This window comes from Nostoc sp., assembly GCF_036917815.1.
GTDB lineage: Bacteria > Cyanobacteriota > Cyanobacteriia > Cyanobacteriales > Nostocaceae > Nostoc.
Genome location: NZ_JBALEK010000041.1, coordinates 116,267 through 138,942 on the forward strand (window position 1 = coordinate 116,267; position 22,676 = coordinate 138,942).

The window sequence follows — 22,676 nt, forward strand, 5'->3', positions numbered from 1 at the left end:
TTTTTCCAAAGCTGCCCGCGATCGCCATAACCACCAACAACCTAGCTCATGCTGCTGAGTTCAACTTTAACTGCAAAGGAAACACTGGTTATTCAGCGAAAGGTTCTAAGAAGTTTCTATGGAAAAAATAATTCATCCTATTAAATACCGAATTATCGAACGTAAAATTACCCCCGAAAAATCTTATTGGCATTTTATTAAAGGTAAAACCTTTTATAACCCACTGAATCTACCAAGTGAGGGTGATATAGAATTCATGTTCGGTACAACTAAAAAGAAAGTTGTTATTGAATTATTTCGGATTAATAGCGGGAAGGTAGGATACTATTTGGTAAACTTACTAGAGAAAAAATACTACTACTGTGGTCAAGACTGGGCAAGTATCAAAGCCAAGCTAAGAGAATTAGGTATTGGTAGAGATGAGCCAAATTACTCTTGACGTAAGCGTTTAGGGGTATAGAGAAGACAAAAAAACAACCTCCAAAATCAAGCAATAAAATTAAGCAGCTTTCAAAAAATCAGAATCATTAGAACAAAATGCTCTCTTGATTGAGTCCTCAGTGTTACTTTACAGGGATAAAGGTAAAAAATCGGAGGCGATCGCTATGTTATCAGTCAGCGATGCAGAAGCAATTATTTTAAATTTAGTACAACCGTTGGATCGTCAACGGGATACAGAAGTTGTAGATTTATTCACAGCTGATAGTCGCATTTTGGCAACGCCTGTCACCAGTCCCCTAAATTTTCCCCATTGGGATAATTCGGCAATGGATGGCTACGCAGTTCGCTATGAAGATGTACAGCACTCTAGCGCCGAACAACCAGCTATTTTAGAAATTGTTGAGGATATTCCGGCTGGGTATCAGCCCAAGTGTACCATTCAACCAGGGCAAGCAGCGCGGATTTTCACAGGTGCCCTGATCCCAGCAGGTGCGGATACTGTAGTGATGCAAGAGAAGACACGCCGCGAGGAAAACCGCGTATTTATCCTGGATGCGCCAAAACCGCAAGGATTTGTCAGACACAAAGCATCTTTTTATCAAGCTGGAACACAACTACTACCAGCAGGAATTAAGTTAAATGCCTCAGAAATTGCCGTATTAGCAGCAGCACAATGTCCGCAATTAAGTGTTTACCGCCGTCCGCGTGTGGCAATTTTTTCTACTGGTGATGAGTTGGTGGCAATTGATCAACCACTCCAACCAGGGCAAATTGTGGATTCTAATCAGTATGCGATCGCAGCGTTGGTAAGACAAAGTGGCGCAGAACCGTTAATTTTAGGCATTGTGAAAGATGATCCAGTTGCTTTGGAGAAAGTTATTACCCACGCCATTGCGATCGCTGATATAGTTCTCTCTTCTGGTGGTGTCTCAGTGGGAGATTATGACTATGTTGACAAAATTCTAGAGTCACTAGAGGCAAAAATCCACATTCGGGCTGTACAGATGAGTCCAGGAAAACCCCTCACCGTCGCCACCTTCCCCAGCAGAGACGCGATTAATCGCGTCTCTACAAACTCAGCACTATACTTTGGTTTACCAGGGAATCCTGCTGCTGTGTTGGTGACATTTTGGCGGTTTGTGCTACCAGCAATCAAGAAACTTTCGGGAATTACTGAAGGTTGGGAACCAGTATTTTTGCAAGTGCGATCGCATGATGAATTGCGATCGGATGGCAAGCGCGAAACTTACCTTTGGGGTAAATTGCATTTAATTGATGGAGTTTACGAATTTCATAAAGCTGGTGGTAGTCACAGTTCCGGCAATTTAATTAATTTAGCTCAAACCAATGCCTTAGCTGTTCTCCCGATAGGTAAAACATTAATTTCCCCACAAGAAGAGGTGCAAGTTTTGCAGCTTGTTAACCAGACTTTTCACGTCATGTGGAAAAATCATCAAGTGACCTAATATAGAGTTACAAACACAATTCGCAATTGTGAACAAAAATTGGATTTTGTCAGATTTTTTACCCCAAAATATGATGTTTACGCATTTCAATGCTAACTTCACGCGCATAGATGAGATAGTTCCTAGTATATATAAGCTTTCTATCTCAAACAATAAAAAGTTCGTTTTCAGTCAATTCCTTATCCTTGATGAGTGCCCTATGCTTATTCATACGGGTCGCTCAAATTGGTTTGAGCAAACGTATCAGCTTGTTTCCTCTGTCTGCGACCCTTCAAAACTTCATTACATTGCCTTATGTCACCTTGAGGCTGATGAGTGCGGAGCGCTTAATCAGTGGCTTGAAGCGGCTCCAGAAGCCAAAACAATTGTGAGTCCTCTGAATCAATCGAACATGGATGACTTTGCGTTGCGACCAACAACGGTTCTTAAGAATAACAAAGCTCTTTCCTTGGGGAAAAGAGATATCATACTTATTGAAACTCCTCATTTTCCTCATGGATGGGAGGGTTGTGTATTCTATCAGCCGCAAGAGGAGATCCTTTTTTGTTCCGATCTTGCGGCTCATCCTGGTCAGTTCGAGGAGCCTGTTACCGAAAAGGATCTTACAGAATCTATCATTAAGTTCCAGCAAAAAGTCGGGTTTATGTCTGAAGGCAAAAGCTTCACTCGGGGGATTGAGGCAATAGAGAAGCTACCCATTAAGTACCTTGCAACAATGCATGGTTCTATTATTCACGGGGAGTCCATCTCGAAGCTTCTTTCAAAAATGAAGCGAACCTTTGGTTCTTAAGTTGATTGTAGCCGTGAAAAGTCAGGCTTGTTAACGAGTAATGGGGATTGGGGACACTTCGACAAGCTCAGTGCATCGCTGGGGATTAAATTATTTGTTGATAATGCCCAGTCTTAAAATATCTGCTCAAAAGCCTCAATTAGGCTGTTAACTTCCTCAAGGGTGTTGTAATGCACCATACTGACTCGGACTATTCCACCTTGGGACGCTAACCCCAGGTATTCAATCAGCCGTTTAGCATAAAAGTCTCCGTAGCGAATTCCTATATAATGTGGGTCAATTTTTGCCGGAATCGTCGAGCTATTCATTCCATCTACCACAAAAGATATAGTTGGCACACGGCATTGACGATCAGCCTTTGATTGACCAATCACTCGCACATTAGACTTACTGTTGAGGTAATTTAGGAGGCGATCGCTAATCTTTTCTTCATGTATGCTAATTAAATCAAACGCCTGCACCATTTGATTTCTCAAATCAGGTGCAGTTTCACTCCCGTAGTGCAATTGTGCTAACTCACTTAAGTAATCACATAAACCTAACATTCCATAACTTAATTCAAAATTGACATTCCCTAACTGAAATTTATAAGGTATATCTGTCTGTTCAATAAAATAATGGTTAAGACCAGGCAATCTTAATAAATGTTCTTCTTTACCATAAAGTAAGGCATGATGTGGCCCATAGACTTTATAACAACTCAAGGTATAGAAATCAACATCTAAATCTTGGACATCAACTAATCTGTGGGGTGCATAAGCTACACCATCTACACAAATCATCGCGTGGCGATCGTGTACAAATGTAGCAATTTCTTTGATTGGGTTGATGGTTCCCAGAACATTAGAAGCATGAGTCAAGGTTACTAGTTTGGTACGCTGACTCATCAATGGTTCTAAATCTGCTAAATCAAGTTCCAAGCTGTCTGGGCGAACTTGCCACACCTTAACCTTCATTCCTTGTTTTTCAAGAGCCACCCAAGCACCAATATTGGCTTCATGGTCACAATTAGTAACGATAATCTCATCACCAGGTGTGAAGGTTTGACCTAGACAAATTGAGAGAACTTTCAACATCATTGTAGTAGATGGACCCATAACCACTTCTTTAGAAGAATTGGCATTAATCAAAGTAGCCATTCCCCTAGTTGCTAGAGCCAATCGTTCTCCTGCAAGTTGAGAAACCCCATAAGAAGCTCCCAACTGGACATCAGAACTCAGGAGAAATTCGCTAATTCTATCTACTACTTTTTTCAGGGTTTGTGAGCCGCCAGCATTATCAAAAAAAGTCCATTCACCAGCTAGAGCGGGGAAATATTGGCGAACTTGATCAAGATTTAGGAGCATAGTATAAGTGTAAGAGAGAATGTTCTTTACCCTAGCCTACCTTTTGGCAAGTCGCCTAGAGAGCATCTACATCATTTTTTGGCATTTACAGCTTGTTATGCCAGCCTTCTTACTCTGCAAAAATCTATCTACAGAGGGTATATTTGGAGACCCAAAGATTATCTTACTGACATATCTAACTTCTAGCAAGGATTAATGTCTTGATTCTTCACAATTCTCACCAATTTTATTTGATAAGTTTAAGGGATAGTCAAAGCAACTATTGTTTTGATTCTTAATTCCTTGATTGAAAAGAAAGGAACGACCTATGATGAATACTACGGTTAAATACGACATTGAGGTTATCAAGAAAGAAGCACTTCAACTTGTTAAAAAGGGACTTCTTAACCGTCAGCACCCAATTTATACCCTCTGTAAATATATTCCTCATCGTGACTGGGTTAATTTTGAACTTGAGTTAGAAAAAAACGAATTTCTACTCAGAGATAGAATTATCGACCTACTGAATCACGAATTGTGGGAAGAAGATTGAGGCTGCATTTAGAAGCTAAACCTGATTAGCAGCATCACAATAAAATCAAAATTACAAATTCAGTTTTCAGCATTAAAAACCCTCGAATTAAGTCGGGGGTTATAAATAAGAGATTATTAAAGTAAGAGACGATTTATAAAGTGAACCTTAAATTCTAGGGTGCGTTAAAGCAGCACATAACGCATCTGAAAATATGGTGTGTTACGGCTAAATTAGACTTTCTCAAACCCTCAAATTCGTAGACAGTCGTAACACACCCTACTCAATATTTACTTTAGCTGTGTTAGTTAATACCTTGTGGTTGGGCTAGGGACTCAGATTATATGGCAATTTATTACTGAGATTCCGAAAACATAATTATCCTAACCTATTCCAGTCAATTGGTATTAGGTAGACAACTCTTCTAGCCCGATCCATTCAGTGATAGATTGCCATTGGTTTGCGTAAACAGTAGTACTTCTACGTTTTTGTTTTTGAGGTTTTCTAGGTATTTTTCCCATGACAGCATCGGCGAATGAACTGGATTCGTTCCAGTTATAAACAGGCATTTCCTGCCAGCAGTGGCGACAAAACCAGTAAGTTTCTGCGCCACGTATATGTTCTAAAAGTAAGCTTGAACAACAAGGACAGTAATTCATATTTTCTCAAACCCTGTTAATAAAAGTGTTATTGTAAATCAGGGCAGCCAGTTGAGAAGCCCGTAGATATTTAAAACAAGCTGTCTATATTTTGACTATAGTGTTTAAATATGAGGAACTTGTGAGGAAAGTTAAAATACTTAATAATCTCATAATATTTATACATTTTTGTTAAGTAATAAACTCAGACTTATTTAGCTTTGGGCATTGGGCACTTGTACTGAGCGTACCCCTTCGGGGATCTTGCTACGCGTAGCGTCTCCAAGAGTTGCCGTTGGCGCAGCCTAAGAAGAGAAGTATTGGGCATTGGTTATTGCCCTCAGTCCCTCATCCCATAGACTCGCAGCGTTTCACCCCAGAGCTAGACGCGAGGATTTTTATAGTTACTTAATGTGGGGGGAATGTACCTCAAACAACCGAAGACTGGAAAGAAAATGAGGTTGTTACCTAGCTAAATTTCTGGAATTCGTCATCATGTATGAACTAGTTCAAGCTGTGATCAACGGTGATGAAGAAACTGCTCTACATCAGTTTATTTCGGCGTTGAGTGCTTCAGGTAAGCATTATTTCCTGAGAAATGAGATTTTGCTCTTCTTTGCCGATTACTGTCATCAATCCCAAAAGCCAGCCTATTTTTACTACTCTTCTTCTGTTGGCAAACTGATACAGTACACCCATGAAATAATTCTTCAAGAAGAAAGTACTTGGTTCGTAGTTCGACCGAAGATTGCTAACCAAGAAGTTTGGAAACTGACAGCCGACTTTAGTAAATTCGAGCAGATGACACCTCAAGCGTTGCTAGATGTGAGAGATCGCCTAGTCAACCGCTACCAACCCCATATTCTCGAAATCGACCTTCACCCCTTCTATGAGAGTTCCCTAAGAATCGATGATGCGAGAAATATCGGTCAAGGTTTAGCCTTCCTCAACCGTTACCTGTGCAGTCAATTGTTGACTGACCCCCAACATTGGGTAGAGATGTTATTTCAAGCATTACATAGGCTGCGATACGATGGTATTCGTCTGTTGTTGAGCGATCGCATTACCTCCGGTATTCAGTTAGCCGAACAAATTAAGCTAGCCCTCAAATTGCTGAGTGAGCGATCGCCTCATGAACCTTATGAAAAATTCCACTCTCACCTCCAAGAACTCGGTTTTGAGCCGGGTTGGGGTAACACTGCGGCGCGAGTCTCCGAAACCCTAGAACTCCTCGACCGACTCATTTACTCCCCAGAACCCGGCATCTTAGAAACATTTGTCGCCCGCGTCCCCGCCGTCTTTCGCGTCGTTCTCGTTTCTGTTCACGGCTGGTTTGGACAGGATGATGTTTTGGGAAGAAATGAAACACTCGGTCAAGTTATCTATGTCCTGGAACAAGCTCGCAGTTTAGAAAAAGAACTGCGTGAACATATCAAACTCGCTGGACTCGATCTGCTGGGCATTAAACCCCATGTAATTATTCTCACTCGACTAATCCCTAACTGTGAAGGGACATCTTGTAACCTACCTTTAGAAAAACTCCAAGATACTGAAAATGCTTGGATATTGCGCGTTCCTTTTGGTGAATTCAATCCAGAAGTTACTAACAATTGGATTTCTAAATTTGAGATTTGGCCTTATTTAGAACAATTTGCTCTCGATGCTGAAAAAGAGTTACTAACTCAATTTCAAGGCAAACCTAATCTGATCGTTGGCAATTACAGCGACGGGAATTTAGTAGCCTTTATCCTCTCTCGCCGGATGAAAGTTACCCAGTGCAACATTGCCCATTCTTTGGAAAAACCTAAATATCTATTTAGCAATTTATATTGGCAAGATTTAGAAGATCAATATCACTTTTCGGTACAATTCACCGCCGATTTAATCAGCATGAATGCAGCCGATTTCATTATTACATCGTCCTCTCAAGAAATTGTTGGCACACCCGACACTATCGGTCAATACGAGTCGTACAAGTGGTTTACGATGCCACAGTTATATCATGTAGTTGATGGCATTGATTTGTTTAGTTATAAATTCAATTTAGTGCCGCCGGGAGTAAATGAGAATATCTTCTTTCCCTATAGCCAAAAAGAAAACCGAGATTCTAACCTTTGCACACAAGTCCACGACCTACTTTTTAGCCGCGAAGACCCTAAAATTTTTGGTCACTTAGATCATCCTAATAAGCGACCAATCTTTGCTGTTGATACCATCACTTCCATCAATAATCTCAATGGTTTAGCTGAATGCTTTGGTAAAAGTCAGGCATTGCAAGAGCGTTGTAACCTGATTATCTTAACTAGTAAACTGCATCCAGATCAAGCTATAAACCGAGAAGAAGCAGAAGAAATTCAAAAACTCTACGACATTATTGATCAATATCATCTCGATGGCAAGATTCGCTGGGTGGGGATGCGTATCCCTAGCAATGAACTCGGCGAAGCTTACCGAGTAGTTGCAGATTATCAGGGAATATATATTCATTTTGCCCACTTTGAATCTTTCGGACGGAGTATTTTAGAAGCGATGATTTCCGGCTTGCCTACTTTCACTACTGAGTTTGGCGGTTCTTCGGAAATTATCGATAACCAAGAAAATGGATTTAATGTTAATCCTACAGACTTGGAAGGAACAGCAAAGAAAGTTTTAGACTTCCTTGACCAATGCGATACTCATTCTGAATATTGGTGCGAAGTTTCAGAACGGATGAGTCAACGAATTCATAATAAATATAATTGGCATTTACATAGCAATCAATTACTGCTGCTTACTAAAATGGTTAGTTTTTGGAACTTTGTTGTTCCAGAAAATAACGAAGCCAGAGATCGGTATATGGAAGCCTTATTTCACCTCATTTATAAACCCAGAGCGGAAAAGATTTTGGAAAAGCATAAGGGGGGGTGAGGGACTGGGGATTGGGGACTGGGGGATGAGGGAGATGAGGAAAATTATAGCGCTTCTCTGTTGAGTGTAATACAGACCTAACCCCCAGCCCCTTTCCTACAATGGAAGGGGAGTCAGATTCAAAGCCTCTCTGCTTTTATGAGAGAGGTTTGGAGAGAGGTCAAAGTGTATTGCATCCAAACGAAAACCGCTATAGAGATTCATTCATCCACCTCGGAACTCCGTTCATCCACCTTTGAACTCCATTCATCCACCTCGGAACTCCATTCATCCACCTCGGAACTCCATTCATCCATCTCGGAACTCCATTCATCCATCTCAAAGACTCATTAACGGAGTTCAAAGACTCATTCATCTACCTTAAAGCCCCTAATCCCTAATTATTATGCTCAATGCCCCATTACCTATTCCCCACTCCCCACTCCCCACTCCCCACTTTACCTACACAGACTGGATATTAACCGAAACCCAGTTTGACCCTGAGCAATTACACTCGAAAGAAACTGTCTTTACAATCGGCAATGGATACCTCGGAACAAGGGGCAGTTTTGAGGAAGGTTATCCTCATGCATTATCAGGTACTTTTATCCACGGTGTCTACGATGCTGTGCCTGTGGTTTACACGGAACTGGTAAATTGCCCTGACTGGCTACCCTTAGTAGTGATTGTGAATGGCGATCGCTTCCGTCTCGATCAAGGTGAGATATTACGCTACGATCGCCAACTCGATTTACACCAAGGACTTCTGGTCCGTTCTTTGCGTTGGCGTTCTCCCAGTGGGAAAACTATAGACATCCACTTTGAACGCTTTGCTAGTCTTGCAGATCCCCACGTATTGGCGCTACGCTGCCATTTAACGCCAGTAGATTTTGATGGGTTTATCGAAATTCAAGCTAGCATCAACGGTTATCCAGAAAATCAAGGTTTCAATCACTGGGAAGGACTAGATCAGGGCAAAACCGACCAAGGAATCTGGTTGCAACGCTCTACCCGTAGTTCCCGAATTGAACTTGGTATGGCAGTTAAGATGACAATATTAGGCACGGAAGCATCTTTGCAAGTCAATACCGCACCTGGTTATCCAACCTTAAGCACCACCTTCTCGGCGAAAGCGGAACAGACCGTAACAATAGAAAAATTAGTGACAGTTTTTACCTCGCGGGACATTGAAACACCAGTCCCAGCCGCTCAAGAAAAACTCGCGCACCTGCCAGACTATACAACATTACTAAAAGCCAATGAACAGGCGTGGCAGGAGGTTTGGCAGCAAAGTGATATCCTCATTGAAGGGGATACCACGGCGGCTTTTGCTGTTCGCTACAATCTGTTTCAGTTGTTGATTGCTGCGCCACGGGATGATGACCAAGTGAGCATTCCGGCAAAAACCCTTTCCGGGTTTGGCTATCGGGGTCATGTTTTTTGGGATACAGAAATTTTTATGTTACCCCTGTTTCTGTTTACCCAACCAACGATCGCTCGTAACTTTCTGAGTTACCGTTGGCACACCTTACCAGGAGCCAGACGCAAGGCAGCCCATTACGGGTATAAAGGGGCAATGTTTGCCTGGGAAAGTGCTGATAGCGGAGATGAAGTGACACCACGTTGGGCACTTGAAAGTAATTTTTATGGTGAAGATGTGCGGATTTGGTGCCGCGATCGCGAAATTCATATTAATGCAGATATTCCCTACGCCGTTTGGAACTATTGGCAAGCCACTGGTGATGATGACTGGATGCAAAAGCGTGGCGCAGAGATTATTTTGGATGCCGCGATTTTTTGGGGTAGTCGGGTGGAATTCAATCCTGAGCGCGAAAAGTATGAAATTCGAGGAGTGATCGGAGCTGATGAATACCATGAATTAGTTCACAATAACGCCTTTACCAATCGCATGGCGCAATGGCATTTAGAGAAAGCGATCGCAGTTTATGATTGGTTAGCTGACAAATTCCCCGAACGAGCCACTGAACTAGAACAGACATTAAAACTTACTCTAGAAGAGCGATCGCACTGGCAAGATATCATCGCCAAAATATTGTTCCTCTATGATCCATCAACAGAACTAATTGAGCAGATCGAGGGATTTTTCCAATTGGAAGATATCAACTTAGCAGATTATGAACCACGCGATCGCTCTATGCAACCAATCTTGGGTGTTGAGAAAATCAACAAATATCAAGTAATCAAACAGCCAGATGTATTGATGCTGCTATATTTAATGCGAGAATCAGCAGATTTTCCCTACAACAAAAAAGCATTGCAGACAAACTGGGACTACTACGCACCCCGCACCGATATTACTTATGGTTCGTCCCTTGGCCCAGGAATTCACGCCATCTTAGCTTCAGATTTGGGCAAATCAACCGAAGCTTACGAACTATTTATGCGGGCATTAATGGTGGATCTTGAAAATAACCGAGCTAACACCAGTGATGGAATTCACGGTGCTAGTGCAGGTGGCATTTGGCAAGCTGTAATTTTTGGATTCGGTGGCATCCAATTCACCGAAAATGGTCCGGTAGCCAACCCGCACCTCCCCCCAGGCTGGACACGCCTCAAGTTTAAACTACATTGGAAAGGGTTATGGCACGAGTTTGATTTGCATCAGGGACTGGGGACTGGGGACACTTCGACAAGCTCAGTGCATCGCTGGGGACTGGGGACTGGAGGACAAGAAGACAATGCAGATAACCAATCCCCAATACCCAATCCCCAATACCCAATCCCCAATCCCCAATCCCCAATCCCCAATCCCCAATCCCCAATCCCCAACATCAAAGGATTCATCTTCGATTTAGATGGTGTACTAACAGATACAGCAGAAGTTCACTATTTAGCTTGGAAAAAGCTAGCGGATGAAGAGGGTATACCGTTTAATCGGGAAGCTAACGAAGCGTTGCGGGGTGTATCTCGTCGTGCTTCCCTGATGCTGATCCTTGGAGATCGACGGTATTCGGAAGCACAAATCCAGGAGATGATGGAGCGTAAGAATCGCTATTATGTGGAATTGATCCAAAATATGACACCCAAGGATTTGTTGCCAGGTGCGATCGCCCTTTTGGATGAACTGCGGCAAGCTGGGATTAAGATTGGTATTGGTTCAGCTAGCAAAAATGCCCGCACAGTGATCGAACGATTGGGTATTGCTGATAAAATAGATGCGATCGCAGACGGTTATAGTGTAGAGCAACCCAAACCAGCACCCGACCTATTTTTGTACGCAGCCAAACAACTAGGAATCGAACCAGAGCAATCTGTAGTTGTAGAAGATGCCACAGCAGGTGTTGAAGCTGCCCTAGCTGCTGGTATGTGGGCAGTAGGACTCGGACCCGTCGAACGAGTTGGAGCCGCTCATGTTGTTTTACCCAGCCTAGCAGGTATCAAATGGGCAGACCTACGAGAGCAATTAATTCGTAATTCGTAATTCGTAATTCGTAATGACGCTCTCTACAGACACTGCGCCTTGCTTCTTGGTAGGGGTACGCTGACTGCCATTGGTGTTGCCCTCATCCCCTAACCCCTTCTCCCAAGATGAGAGAAGGGAAACTAGAGAATTTGCTCCCCTCTCCCATTTTTGGGAGAGGGGCTGGGGGTGAGGGCAAAACTCATACATTCAGAAGATTTCAGCTTCATGTTGACACCAATGGCTGACTCCCCATCGCTACGCTTTCCCCAATGCCCCATGCCCCAGTTCAATCACTTTTCTTTATTGAATTTAAAAAAAAAAGTAATTGCTTCTATGGTGAAAGGTCTTTAAAGTAGAGTTAGCCGGTCAACAATAGGTTGATTGTAAAGTTTTTCTTAGCAATAGCTTAGGGAAACAGACTAAAAGACTTTGTATCTTTAAATGTGAGTTTAAAATATTACGCCTGTGGTAATCTCTAACAAATCAGAATACGCACTTCTAGCCCTGTTAGAGTTGGCAACCTGCTACCCTAAGGGTGAAGCGCTGCAAATTCGAGAGATAGCGGTATTACAAGACATCCCGAACCGCTATTTAGAACAACTTCTAGCAACATTAAGACGTGGAGGTTTAATTAAGAGTATACGCGGAGCCAAAGGTGGCTATGTTCTGGCGCGAGATCCCCAGAAGATTACAGTATTCGATGCTTTTAGCTGCATGGAAGGGTCAGATATTGTTGTCTCTGATTCTGAGCCGACTCCCAACACGGTAGAAGGTGAGCTAATTCAAGAAGTTTGGCAGGAAGCGCGTCAGGCTGCTAACTCCGTTTTGGAAAAATATACACTCCAAGACCTTTGCGATCGTAGAGCAATCCGAGAACAGAAGGAACTAATGTATTACATTTAGCAAGGATGAAGTAAGAGTGTTTTATCCTTAGTATAAAAGTAATAACAAGATAACCTGTGAGGCTGTCAAATGCCTGAAGTCAACAAGAGGACAAGGAGCAGGGAGCGGGGGGTAGGGGGAGAACCCCATACATAAATGTAGGGGCTTGAACTAAGGACGCATTATTTCTCGCGCTGCGCGTCTCGAAATAAATATTTTTATTTTTGGGCATAAATAAATATATTGGCTCTGAAACCCTTGTGGCAGGGTAACTGAGCGTATCTTTCTCCCTTGCTCCCTGCCCCCTGCTCCCCTGCCTCTTCGGTCAATTCTCAACAGTCCATAAATAGTGCCGCTACTTTTGTGGAGAGTTATGCAGCCGGAAAACGAGACTTTAGTAAAGCAGAACTTGGTAATGCTGATTTGCAAAGCATTAACTTAAAAGGATCTGACCTCAGTTATGCTGACTTGAGTGAAGCTAACCTGAGTGGTGCTAATTTGAGGGGAACTGACTTGAGCTTTGCAGATCTGAGCCAGGCTAATTTGAAAGATGCCGATCTTAGAGGAGCCTTATTGATGTCAGCGAATCTACGCCAAGCTGATCTCAAAGGAGCGAACCTGGAAAAAGCAGACTACGATCGCAGCACCCATTTTCCCCCAGATTTCGACCCAGTGAAAGCGGGTATGCAGATTAAATTTGAAGGTTGATTAATCGTTCAACGCTCCTACTTGCCTCAAGATAGAAGATATTTCTCCTCAAAGAGTTGTATTTTTGTAAAAAAGCCCATCTATGAGGTTGACAATGGAGGCAAAGAGTGCAACAACCAACCAACACGCACCGCTAATTACTGCTGGAATTTTTCTAGGTGTGGGTCTGGGAGGATTTATTGATGGAATTTTACTGCATCAGATCCTCCAGTGGCATCACATGCTTAGTAACATTCGACCTCTGACCAACATGGCGAATATAGATTTGAACATGGTATGGGATGGATTATTTCATACCTTGAATTGGGTATTTACCGTGGTTGGAGTTATTTTGCTATGGCGTGCCGCAGGGCGTGAAGATGTTCCTTGGTCATCACAGACCTTTATTGGATCAATATTGATTGGTACTGGGTTGTTCGATTTGGTTGAAGGTTTAATTGACCACCAAATCCTCGGTGTCCATCATGTGAAACCAGGGCCAAATGAGTTGGCTTGGGATCTAGGATTTCTTGCATTGGGTGCGCTACTTGTCGTTATCGGCTGGATAATGATAAAAAAGTCAAGAGTTATTAGTCATTAGTCATTGGGCACTTGTACTGAGCGAAGTCGTTGGCGCAGCCTCTCGTAGAGAAGTATTGGGCACTTGTACTGAGCGAAGTCGTTGGCGCAGCCTCTCGTAGAGAAGTATTGGGCATGGGGCATGGGGCATTGCTTATCCCCCTTGTCCCCCAACTCCTAACTCCCAACTCCTAACTCCTAACTCCTAACTCCTAACTCCTAACTCACCACTCCCCTCTCCCCTCTATGACAGATACTTTTGAAAAAACTAGCTGGAGTTGGCAACTTTCTCAATTCCAACAACAAGTGGGTGAATGGTGGGAATACCAGTTTTACCGCTTTGAACATTCCTTGCCAGAATTGCCTACTGGATGGTCTATTAGCCCAAGGCTTGGTGAGTTGTTGAAATTCCTGTTTTGGCTGGTATTAGGCTTATTTATCGCTTGGGTGGGTTGGCGATTATGGCGAGAATTCCGTCCTTATATATATTCTTGGCTAAATAGAACTGGCAATCTCACTGATTTTCGCGTAAAAACTCGCTCTAATGAGTCATCCATAGCCCTTTTGTTGGAGCGATCGCAAGAATTTTACCGTCAAGGTAACTACCGTGAGGCTTGCCGTTGTATTTATTTAGCAATGTTGCAGCAGTTGGATAAAAATGCGATCGCACCCCAAAAACTCAGCCGTACTGATGGAGAATATCTGCAATTACTGCGATCGTCTGTGACTCCCATACAGCCTTATGAAACTTTAATTACTACTCACGAACAATTATGTTTTGGTAATGCCGAGATTTTGCCAGACAATTATGAGCAGTGTCGGCAAGCTTATCGGGAAATTTCCCCAGAATGAAAAAACACAGAATGAAAAAGCCTTGGCGAATAGAATTCACGGCTATACAAACAAAGCCCACCTGCGTGGGCTAAGAGAAAATTAAGGTTTTTTAACCCGCGCAGGTGGTCACTGAGCTTGTCGAAGTGCGGGTTTTGTTTATGTAGACGCGGTTTCTAACCGCCTTAAGTTAACTTTGTGACAGATGCGTAGACGCCCTGCGGCTTGTCGTTAGACATCGCCTGATCAACAGCTTGTAAAGCAGTGTTTACTTCTGCCTCTGTGACAATGAGTGGTGGCACAAATCGGACTACTTTTGGCCCGGCTGGTACAAGCAATACGCCCTCCTTGATGGCAGCATTGACAACATCGGCGGCGGTTAGCTCAATGTCGGCTCGTAACTCCAAACCGTTGATTAAACCCCAACCCCGAACTTCGGCAATGTGCTGAGGATATTTAGCTGCGATCGCCCTCAATCCAGCTCGCAACTGTTCACCCCGATCTTCCACATTCTGCAAAATATTTTCCCGTTCCAATGTCTGGCAAACACTGAGTGCGACACCACACACAAAAGGATTCCCGCCAAAGGTGCTGGCGTGTTCCCCTGGTTGAAAAATATCACAGAATTTCTTACTCATCATTGCACCGATGGGGATACCACCACCTAAGCCTTTGGCACTGGTGAAAATATCCGGTTCAACGCCGAGATGTTCGTAACCCCATAATTTGCCACTGCGCCCCATACCAACTTGCACTTCATCAAAAATCAATAAAATGCCAGTTTCGTCACAAATCTGCCGGAGCTTTTTGAAATAAGCAACATCTCCTGGACGCACACCGCCTTCTCCCTGCAATGGCTCGATTAGAATTGCCGCTACCCGGTAATCGCCTTCATCCAACTCGCTAATGGCCACTTCCACAGCGTTAATATCGTTGTAATTTACGTAGTGGAACCCAGGAACCAAAGGATCAAAGTACTTTTGATACTTCGGTTGTGCGGTAGCGGTAACTGTTGCCAAAGTCCGTCCGTGGAAACTGGCATGGGCGGTTAGAATAATTGGTTTTTCAACGTCTAATACAGTGTGGGCATATTTCCGCGCTAGTTTAATTGCGGCTTCGTTAGCTTCAGCTCCAGAGTTGCAGAAAAATACGCGATCGGCACAGGAATGATCAACGATCCATTTTGCCAATTCACCTTGCTCAGGAATGTAGTACAAATTAGAGACATGATGCAGCTTTTGGATTTGGCGTGTCACCGCTTCTACCATTGCTGGGTGGGCATGTCCTAAAGTGCAAGTGGCAATTCCCGCCACAAAGTCCAGATATTCGCGCCCCTGTGTATCCCAAACCCGGCATCCAGCACCCCGTTCTAGGGCTAAGGGAAACCGAGCGTAGGTAGACATAACAGCTTCATTAAAGCTATCTACCTCAAAGGGACTGGATGCTGACCCTGAATCTGGGGGGATGGTGGCTTGGTCAACGAGAGTTTGTAGGCTCACTACCGCTCCTCCTGAAAGTTTTTCATTATATAGTTATTTACTAGTTTCCTAGAAATATCTAAAAAATACTTTTTATTTAGCACAACTCGTACTTCTTATTAAACTAACGCTTATATAACCTCAAACGACACTTCAGCAATTAAAAGCCATAGATCCCCGACTTCTTTTACGAAGTCGGGGATCTTGTCGATCGCTATTGACTCAGCAAGCCAACAGTTATCTCAAGGTGCATCTTAGCTTTGTGTAAATTCAGCAGGTTCTCTTGGTCAAATCTATCGGGGTAAGTCATCCTCCTACCTTCCAAGGTGATTTTAATGAGTGCGGCTTGCTCATCTGTGGGTGAATTTATTTCATCTATCACCCCTTCAAAAAATTGAATTACGCTAAATCCAGGAGATTTTAATCCCCTTCCTTCTCTCACCTGTTGAAGTGCTAGCTGAGGAAATGCCATCAGAGAAGTCATGTAGCTGACTTTGTATGCTGCACTTCCTGTAGGCTTAATACCGTATCGACGGCATAAGTCGCGTAATTCTGGGATGGTTTTGATTTCTAACTCGGAACGCGTGAACATAAAATAGAATTACCTCTTGGTAAAAGTGGTATCGGTAGGTAACAACTTTTCGAGGGATGATACCTACCGATTTAAAAATCTATTGGAATGTATACATTCTAATCAAGCATTATTCATATATCTCAACAATGCCCAATCCCAAAGGTAATCCACAAAATTTAGAACCAGCACCATCAAGTAGAGAAGATAAATTAACTGATAATTTAAGTTTCCGGGTTACTAAGGATATGAAGGAAGAGGTGAAAGCACAAGAAGACCCGCCAGAGTTCTGTAGACGCGCTATCCAGGAAGCACTAGACAAGAAAAAAGATCAGTAGTAGCCTGTCAATAAATAATTGATGGATAAATCCCCTGTAGAGACGGCGATTTATCGCGTCTCTCTAACCGTCAAAATGAATTTTACAGACTAGTAGTACTGAGTTATTGGATTATAAATGCCGTTAAATTCCGTTTAAATATTACCAGCATTAAAAATCTGCTCTGCGGTTAAATTCAATTCTGGGAAAGTGAGTGATTGGATGCGATCGCTTCCACGAAACAGGTAAAGTTGGTATTCGCCCTCAACTAGTGAATAAATCGATATTGTCGGCTGTTTAGGGTTGCCAATAAATCGCCTGCCTCCTGCCTCCTTCAATGTCCACTTATTTGGTTTCAGCTAAAAAGGACGAATGCTATAAAGTTAGTAGAAAACTAGAAAAAGTAGGCTAAAAGTACTATTCTTACGTCATTCTCAACACTTGAGCAAAAATATCAACGTATCCAAAAGGAGTTAATGGCCGGGGCGATCGCTCTTGGCGGTGTTTTCTTCATTGGCACTTTGTGGTACTGGCTAGTGGAGGGCTGGTCATGGGAAGATGCAGCGTACATGACAGTCATCACTTTAGCAACTGTGGGATATGGAGAGATACACCCACTGGGTAGCCGAGGACGATTGTTTACAATTGCCCTGATTTTATTGGGTGTAGTCAATATCGGTTACATTGTCAACAGATTTACAGAAGCGATCATTCAAGGCTACTTTCAAGAAGGAATTCGGTTACAGCAACAGAGGCGGTTAATGGAATCCCTATCAGAACATTACATCATCTGTGGATTTAGTCGGACTGGTCGCCAAATTGCCAAGGAATTTCGGGCAGAAGGTGTAGCTTTTGTGGTAATCGATTCGGATATGGAATCTGTGCAAAGAGCGCAGATGGAAGGTTACACAGCATATCAAGGTGACGCTACCTTAGATGACACACTCCTAAAAGTTGGCATTGAACGCGCAATGTGTATCGTTGCAGCACTTCCTTCTGATGCCGAAAATTTATATATTGTTTTATCAGCAAAAACACTGAATTCGGGAATTCGGGTAATTGCCCGCGCAAGTACAGAAGAAGCTTTGCAGAAGTTACGACGCGGTGGTGCAGATGAAGTGATATCCCCCTATATTACTGGTGGGAAGCGCATGGCTGCTGCGGCTCTCAGACCCCAAGTATTGGACTTTGTAGACGGGATTTTGACAGGTGCAGACCGGCAGTTGTATATGGAAGAATTTTTACTCGACCCGGCTTTTTGTCCCTTTGTGGGTCAGAGTTTGCAAAAAGCGAGATTGCGATCGCAATCTGGGGCATTAGTTCTGGCAATTCGCCGCCTTGATGGGACTTTAATCGGTGGACCCACTGGCGATACGGTTTTAATGTCGGGCGATCGGCTAATTGGGATGGGTACAGCAGAACAATTGCGTAGCCTGAACCAAATTCTCGGCCCGATTAATTCTAAAAAACTGCGGCGGCCGAAAAATAGTTGAGTTCACTTACCAGTTAATACCCACTGCAAAAATCTGCATATAACTGTCAAACCATCTGATGGCACCTGTTCTCTCTCAGTAGGTGAAGATAGCCATTTTTGCATCCGGATCAACGGTATATAAATTCCACTACTTGAAGTTATGTAAGCTTTGCTAAATTCTTGATAGCCAGATGCTTCATAAAAAGGTTTGCCAGTGATTGAAGCACAGACAGCTAGTGTCTTGATATTTTGAGAACAAGCTTCGCTTTCTATTGTTTTTAGCAACTCTGTGCCAATTCCTTGTCGCACATATTGAGGATGGACATAAAGTGCATTTACCCAATATCTAGAGTAGGCAGAAAAACCCACAATTTTTTCACCAATTTCAGCAACAAAAACTATATCTTTTATCCCTGCTCTTTGTGATTGCTCTAACTCTGCATCGTTCAATAATGCTTGAATCTGTTCAGGACTGTAATCTCTGGAACAAAGTATCTGTATGGCATCTCTTCGGATATCAAAAATCTGATTTCTATCTTGGGGTTGGGCTAGGCGAATTTTGATGTGATTAGGCTGCATTTTAGTCATTAATAGTACACGGTGGCGGAAGTTTGCCTACTTTTAACAAGTTGCTCAAGTAGGTGCAATACCCTGTGGTAAGCCGCAACTCTTAGAGACGCTCCGCGAACGTGTCTACATGAATTGCCTGTACTTGTCTGGTTAATTGAGATGGTAGCTGGATTTATGCCGTGCTGCACTAAGTTTATTAATTCCAAGCAACTGCGGCGACCGGAAAATAGCTGATTTTATTTTTCCTTAATTACTTTCTCATACCAAATTTAGGTAATTATTATATAGTGTAATTGAATAAAATAGGAATATAATATCATGCAATAAAAATCATAGTACCACGCAATGAAACTTACATTAAGCATCGCCACAATATTTACTTTGACTTTGGGATTTTACACCACACAGACCATTGCTGCTCCTCTGGAAAATCCTAAAAGCTTTACAGATTGGTGTCAGCAGAAATCAACTTTACCTCCACAGACAAAACATACTGTTGAGGTTCTTTTAGAAAAAGCCCAGACTCAAAATTGCAAGGAGGCTAACCAAAAGCTGACTAATTTGACTAAACTCTCCCTCAACTCAAATAAAATCAGTGATATCAAGCCTTTGTCTGCTCTGACTAATTTGACTTCTATCGACCTCGGCTCAAATGAAATCAGTGATATCAAGCATTTGTCTGCTCTGACTAATTTGACTTCTATCGACCTCGGCTCAAATGAAATCAGCGATATCAAGCCTTTCTCTGCTCTGACAAAATTGACTTTTCTCTCCCTCCACTCAAATAAAGTCAGTGATATCAAGCATTTGTCTGCTCTGACAAAATTGACTTCTATCGACCTCGGCATAAATGAAATCAGCGATATCAAGCCTTTGTCTGCTCTGACAAAATTGACTTCTATCGACCTCGGCACAAATGAAATCAGCGATATCAAGCCTTTATCTGCTCTGACTAATTTGACTGCTCTCTCTCTCCGCTCAAATAAAATCAGCGATATCAAGCCTTTGTCCACTCTGACTAATTTAACTTCTCTCTCTCTCCGAGAGAATCAAATCAGCAATATTAAGCCTTTATCCGCTCTGACTAATTTGACTTATCTCTACCTCAACTCAAATGAAATCAGCGATATCAAGCCTCTGTCTAATCTGACTAATTTGACTATTCTCTCCCTTGAATCAAATGAAATCAGCAATATTAAGCCTTTGTCCGCTCTGACTAATTTGACTGAACTCTCCCTTAACTCAAATAAAATCAGCGATATCAAGTCTCTGTCCACTCTGAAAAAATTGACTTTTCTTAATATTAGGAATAATCAGATCGCACCCAAAATATGTCCTGTAAAACCAGAATCTATTTGTCAATTTGATGAGCTTTAAATAAGACTACTAACTCACTTTGTCCATCCATGTATAGATGGTGCTATGCCTTTAGTCAATGATTCCATAATTAGTTTCAATTAAGACTAATAACTGACCTCAGTACACCTGACTTTTCACGGGATCTGGAAAACCTCACTTCTATTTCTCTCTTCCTTTAAGGAGAGAGACTTTGAATTTTCCCCCTTCCCTCCTAGGGAAGGGGGTTAGGGGGTTAGGTTTTTGGTGGACTTTTCCACATAACGTGAAAAGTCAGCTCAGTACACCTATACATAGGTGCTATAGGAATCATATTTGATTTCTGAAAAAATCTCAGTAGTTTTGTAGGGTGTGTTAGCAGAGAGTAACGCACCATTCCAAGCTTGTCGTGCGTTACGCTATCGCTAACACACCCTACGTATATTTCAAAAATCAAATACTAGTCCTATATACCTTTACTGATTGATTCAACATAGCAATTAGCAAACGTCTACTAAATCAAGAAAAAAAACCACAATGAAACTTACATTAAGCATCGCCACAATATTTACTTTCGCTTTGGGATTTTACACCACACAGACCATTGCTGCTCCTCTGGAAAATCCCAAAAGCTTTACAGATTGGTGTGAGCAGAAATCAACTTTACCTCCACAGACAAAACATACTGTTGAGGTACTGTTAGAAACAGCCCAGACTCAAAATTGCAAAGAGGCTAACCAAAAGCTGACTAATTTAACTTATCTGAACCTCAACTCAAATAAAATCAGCAATATCAAGCCTTTGTCCGCTATGACGAATTTGACTTCTCTCTCCCTTGAATCAAATGAAATCAGCGATATCAAGCTTTTGTCTAATCTGACTAATTTAACTATTCTCTCCCTCGACTTAAATCAAATCAGTGATATCAAGCCCTTGTCTGCTCTAACAAAATTGGAGATTCTTAATATTAATAAGAATCCGATCGCACACAAAATATGTCCTGTAAAACCAGAATCTATTTGTCAATTCGATTGGCCTCAGAATTGACAGCCATCAGATCAACTCTGAAGGAATAACCCAAATATAAAGGAGAGCGATCCAACGCCCAATTAATAATCAATTTCTCTCCACCCATGCATGGCTGCTATACCTTTTGTAACCCATTCGATCACAATTGGGGGAGCTTCTGATATCAAAATGCTAGGATAAACTGCTGCACCCCAGTCGGGATGAATTAATACACGGCATTGATTTTTAATCACTGGATAGTTGAGCAAAGCTTTGACAACTGCTGTGTCATCGTGGGGAATTGCTCCGGGATGGGACAATAAAGGGTAGCCTGTGCGAGGGTCGATTAGGTCTGTTAAATAGCCGCGATCGCGCAGATTAAATGCCAAGTCGCAGCCAAATCGCATAAACTTTTCTCGTAAGCGTTCTTTCTCTGTCTCTACTTCTACTGTCTTTTCGACTAATTCATAACGCGATCGCTGTAAGACAATCACTACTCGTAAAAATGGCTGCCGTTTCCAATCTGGTAATATCCGTTCGCAGTTGGCACAGATATATTGACTGGGAGGATGAATTGAAATTTGAACCGCTTGTCCCGTTTCACCAACTAAATTAATGGGACAGGCTTGCTCCGAAGTGTAAACCTTGGGATAGTTCACTAAATTGATTCGGCTTATGCAAGTTTTTTAATTTAATCTCCGGTATAGATGATACCTCTTAAAAGTTAAGAAAAACCATCATTTTCCTATAATATGTTACTTTTTTTGAAACCAGTTACTAATAATTTTAGAAATTTAATCCGAATTTTATCCTTTATTAACCTGTTCTCATGGCATTTGCTGCGATCGCTGTAGGCGTTGGCATCGGTGCAGGTGTGGTAAACAAGCGATGCATAGAGGCTGGCTCCGCCTACGCTCCTAAAATGTGTTCGAGCAAAATCCCAAAACTGACCCAAAAACCCTCTCTATTTCTCCTTTCTCTGTGTTCTCTGTGTCTCTGTGGTTCGTTTATTTGGATAATTTATTTCTTGGAAGTCCCCAAGCAGAAAAAACAAAGGTAATCGTTTCTGCGAGGAGATACTTAAACTATACAGCCTACTTTCCATAGGACTCAATTAATTGAGTTTTAAAGAATTCACTGGCACTTCATCCCAAGAATCCACTGTCCGCAATCGCGCTACCCAACCTGCTGCCCTTTGCGCCTCGGTCAAATTATTCTCAAAGGAATCATGACAATCTTTGGCTTGAGATTCATTACAAGTGGCAATACAGGCATGAATCATCCCCGACGGATCAATTTGCTCATTTACCCAAATAGTCATGGAATATTCCCTCAAAAACTTTAGCGAAAAAGGCTATTCGTTATTTTAGAATACTATTAGAGTGGAAAATCGTAGACCAAAATCGGTAAGAAGTAGTGAACTAATCGCAATTACCGATTAC

Annotated in this window: 21 protein-coding genes and 1 pseudogene; 14 read left to right on the forward strand and 8 right to left on the reverse strand. The window is 42.3% G+C overall.

Going from position 1 to position 22,676, the window contains the following annotated elements:
• Positions 1–118: 118 nt before the first annotated feature.
• From V7K97_RS11460 to V7K97_RS11470, 3 genes are all read left to right on the forward strand, one after another.
• Positions 119–439 (forward strand): hypothetical protein, encoded by a 321-nt coding sequence (locus V7K97_RS11460; protein ID WP_334801033.1) that lies wholly within the window; start codon positions 119–121, stop codon positions 437–439.
• A 166-nt stretch (positions 440–605) separates the two neighbouring features.
• Complete coding sequence (locus tag V7K97_RS11465) at positions 606–1,907, forward strand: molybdopterin molybdotransferase MoeA (protein WP_334801034.1); 1,302 nt, start codon at positions 606–608, stop codon at positions 1,905–1,907.
• Between the two features lie 28 nt (positions 1,908–1,935).
• Complete coding sequence (locus V7K97_RS11470) at positions 1,936–2,697, forward strand: hypothetical protein (RefSeq protein ID WP_334801035.1); 762 nt, start codon at positions 1,936–1,938, stop codon at positions 2,695–2,697.
• A gap of 113 nt (positions 2,698–2,810) precedes the next feature.
• Here the strand turns inward: V7K97_RS11470 and V7K97_RS11475 are convergent, their stop codons facing one another.
• Positions 2,811–4,043, reverse strand: a complete 1,233-nt coding sequence (locus V7K97_RS11475; protein WP_334801036.1) for a cysteine desulfurase-like protein — start codon at positions 4,041–4,043, stop codon at positions 2,811–2,813.
• Positions 4,044–4,353: 310 nt separating this feature from the next.
• Here V7K97_RS11475 and V7K97_RS11480 point away from each other — a divergent pair, with 310 nt between their 5' ends.
• Positions 4,354–4,575, forward strand: a complete 222-nt coding sequence (locus V7K97_RS11480; protein ID WP_334801200.1) for a DUF4327 family protein — start codon at positions 4,354–4,356, stop codon at positions 4,573–4,575.
• Positions 4,576–4,961: 386 nt separating this feature from the next.
• Here the strand turns inward: V7K97_RS11480 and V7K97_RS11485 are convergent, their stop codons facing one another.
• Positions 4,962–5,213, reverse strand: coding sequence for a hypothetical protein (locus tag V7K97_RS11485; protein WP_334801037.1), 252 nt, complete (start codon positions 5,211–5,213; stop codon positions 4,962–4,964).
• A gap of 474 nt (positions 5,214–5,687) precedes the next feature.
• Here V7K97_RS11485 and V7K97_RS11490 point away from each other — a divergent pair, with 474 nt between their 5' ends.
• From V7K97_RS11490 to V7K97_RS11515, 6 genes are all read left to right on the forward strand, one after another.
• Complete coding sequence (locus tag V7K97_RS11490; RefSeq protein WP_334801038.1) at positions 5,688–8,099, forward strand: sucrose synthase; 2,412 nt, start codon at positions 5,688–5,690, stop codon at positions 8,097–8,099.
• A 385-nt stretch (positions 8,100–8,484) separates the two neighbouring features.
• Positions 8,485–11,520 (forward strand): beta-phosphoglucomutase, encoded by a 3,036-nt coding sequence (pgmB, locus tag V7K97_RS11495; RefSeq protein ID WP_334801039.1) that lies wholly within the window; start codon positions 8,485–8,487, stop codon positions 11,518–11,520.
• A 447-nt stretch (positions 11,521–11,967) separates the two neighbouring features.
• Positions 11,968–12,405 (forward strand): RrF2 family transcriptional regulator, encoded by a 438-nt coding sequence (locus V7K97_RS11500; protein WP_334801040.1) that lies wholly within the window; start codon positions 11,968–11,970, stop codon positions 12,403–12,405.
• Between the two features lie 342 nt (positions 12,406–12,747).
• Positions 12,748–13,092 (forward strand): pentapeptide repeat-containing protein, encoded by a 345-nt coding sequence (locus tag V7K97_RS11505; protein WP_334801041.1) that lies wholly within the window; start codon positions 12,748–12,750, stop codon positions 13,090–13,092.
• A 94-nt stretch (positions 13,093–13,186) separates the two neighbouring features.
• The gene (locus tag V7K97_RS11510) at positions 13,187–13,672 is read left to right on the forward strand and encodes a DUF2243 domain-containing protein (RefSeq protein ID WP_334801042.1); all 486 of its coding nucleotides are present in this window, start codon (positions 13,187–13,189) and stop codon (positions 13,670–13,672) included.
• A gap of 224 nt (positions 13,673–13,896) precedes the next feature.
• Entirely contained in the window at positions 13,897–14,502 is a 606-nt protein-coding gene (locus tag V7K97_RS11515) for a DUF4129 domain-containing protein (RefSeq protein ID WP_334801043.1), read from the forward strand.
• 164 nt (positions 14,503–14,666) lie between these two features.
• On the opposite strand, the gene V7K97_RS11520 is transcribed toward V7K97_RS11515, so the two are convergent.
• Both V7K97_RS11520 and V7K97_RS11525 read right to left on the reverse strand, forming a co-directional pair.
• Positions 14,667–15,980 (reverse strand): aspartate aminotransferase family protein, encoded by a 1,314-nt coding sequence (locus V7K97_RS11520; protein ID WP_334801044.1) that lies wholly within the window; start codon positions 15,978–15,980, stop codon positions 14,667–14,669.
• Positions 15,981–16,173: 193 nt separating this feature from the next.
• Positions 16,174–16,551, reverse strand: a complete 378-nt coding sequence (locus V7K97_RS11525; RefSeq protein ID WP_334801045.1) for a hypothetical protein — start codon at positions 16,549–16,551, stop codon at positions 16,174–16,176.
• Between the two features lie 128 nt (positions 16,552–16,679).
• On the opposite strand from V7K97_RS11525, the gene V7K97_RS11530 reads away from it, so the two are divergent.
• Complete coding sequence (locus tag V7K97_RS11530) at positions 16,680–16,868, forward strand: hypothetical protein (protein ID WP_334801046.1); 189 nt, start codon at positions 16,680–16,682, stop codon at positions 16,866–16,868.
• A gap of 134 nt (positions 16,869–17,002) precedes the next feature.
• Here V7K97_RS11530 and V7K97_RS11535 read toward each other — a convergent pair.
• A pseudogene (locus tag V7K97_RS11535) lies at positions 17,003–17,176 on the reverse strand (Uma2 family endonuclease); the annotation flags it as partial.
• Positions 17,177–17,323: 147 nt separating this feature from the next.
• Between V7K97_RS11535 and V7K97_RS11540 the strand changes: the two are divergent.
• A complete protein-coding gene (locus V7K97_RS11540) occupies positions 17,324–18,340 on the forward strand; it encodes a potassium channel family protein (protein WP_334801047.1) in 1,017 nt (338 codons plus the stop codon).
• A 2-nt stretch (positions 18,341–18,342) separates the two neighbouring features.
• Here V7K97_RS11540 and V7K97_RS11545 read toward each other — a convergent pair whose 3' ends face one another.
• Positions 18,343–18,909 carry a GNAT family N-acetyltransferase gene (locus V7K97_RS11545; protein ID WP_334801048.1) on the reverse strand — a complete coding sequence of 189 codons (567 nt, stop codon included), beginning with the start codon at positions 18,907–18,909 and terminating at the stop codon, positions 18,343–18,345.
• Positions 18,910–19,236: 327 nt separating this feature from the next.
• Between V7K97_RS11545 and V7K97_RS11550 the strand changes: the two genes are divergently transcribed.
• A complete protein-coding gene (locus tag V7K97_RS11550; protein ID WP_334801049.1) occupies positions 19,237–20,268 on the forward strand; it encodes a leucine-rich repeat domain-containing protein in 1,032 nt (343 codons plus the stop codon).
• 495 nt (positions 20,269–20,763) lie between these two features.
• Entirely contained in the window at positions 20,764–21,273 is a 510-nt protein-coding gene (locus V7K97_RS11555) for a leucine-rich repeat domain-containing protein (protein WP_334801050.1), read from the forward strand.
• A 62-nt stretch (positions 21,274–21,335) separates the two neighbouring features.
• Here the strand turns inward: V7K97_RS11555 and V7K97_RS11560 are convergent, their stop codons facing one another.
• Together V7K97_RS11560 and V7K97_RS11565 are read right to left on the reverse strand one after the other, a co-directional pair.
• Entirely contained in the window at positions 21,336–21,893 is a 558-nt protein-coding gene (locus V7K97_RS11560; RefSeq protein WP_334801051.1) for a methylmalonic aciduria and homocystinuria type D protein, read from the reverse strand.
• A 455-nt stretch (positions 21,894–22,348) separates the two neighbouring features.
• Positions 22,349–22,555, reverse strand: a complete 207-nt coding sequence (locus V7K97_RS11565) for a glycogen debranching protein (protein ID WP_334801052.1) — start codon at positions 22,553–22,555, stop codon at positions 22,349–22,351.
• Positions 22,556–22,676 lie beyond the last annotated feature (121 nt).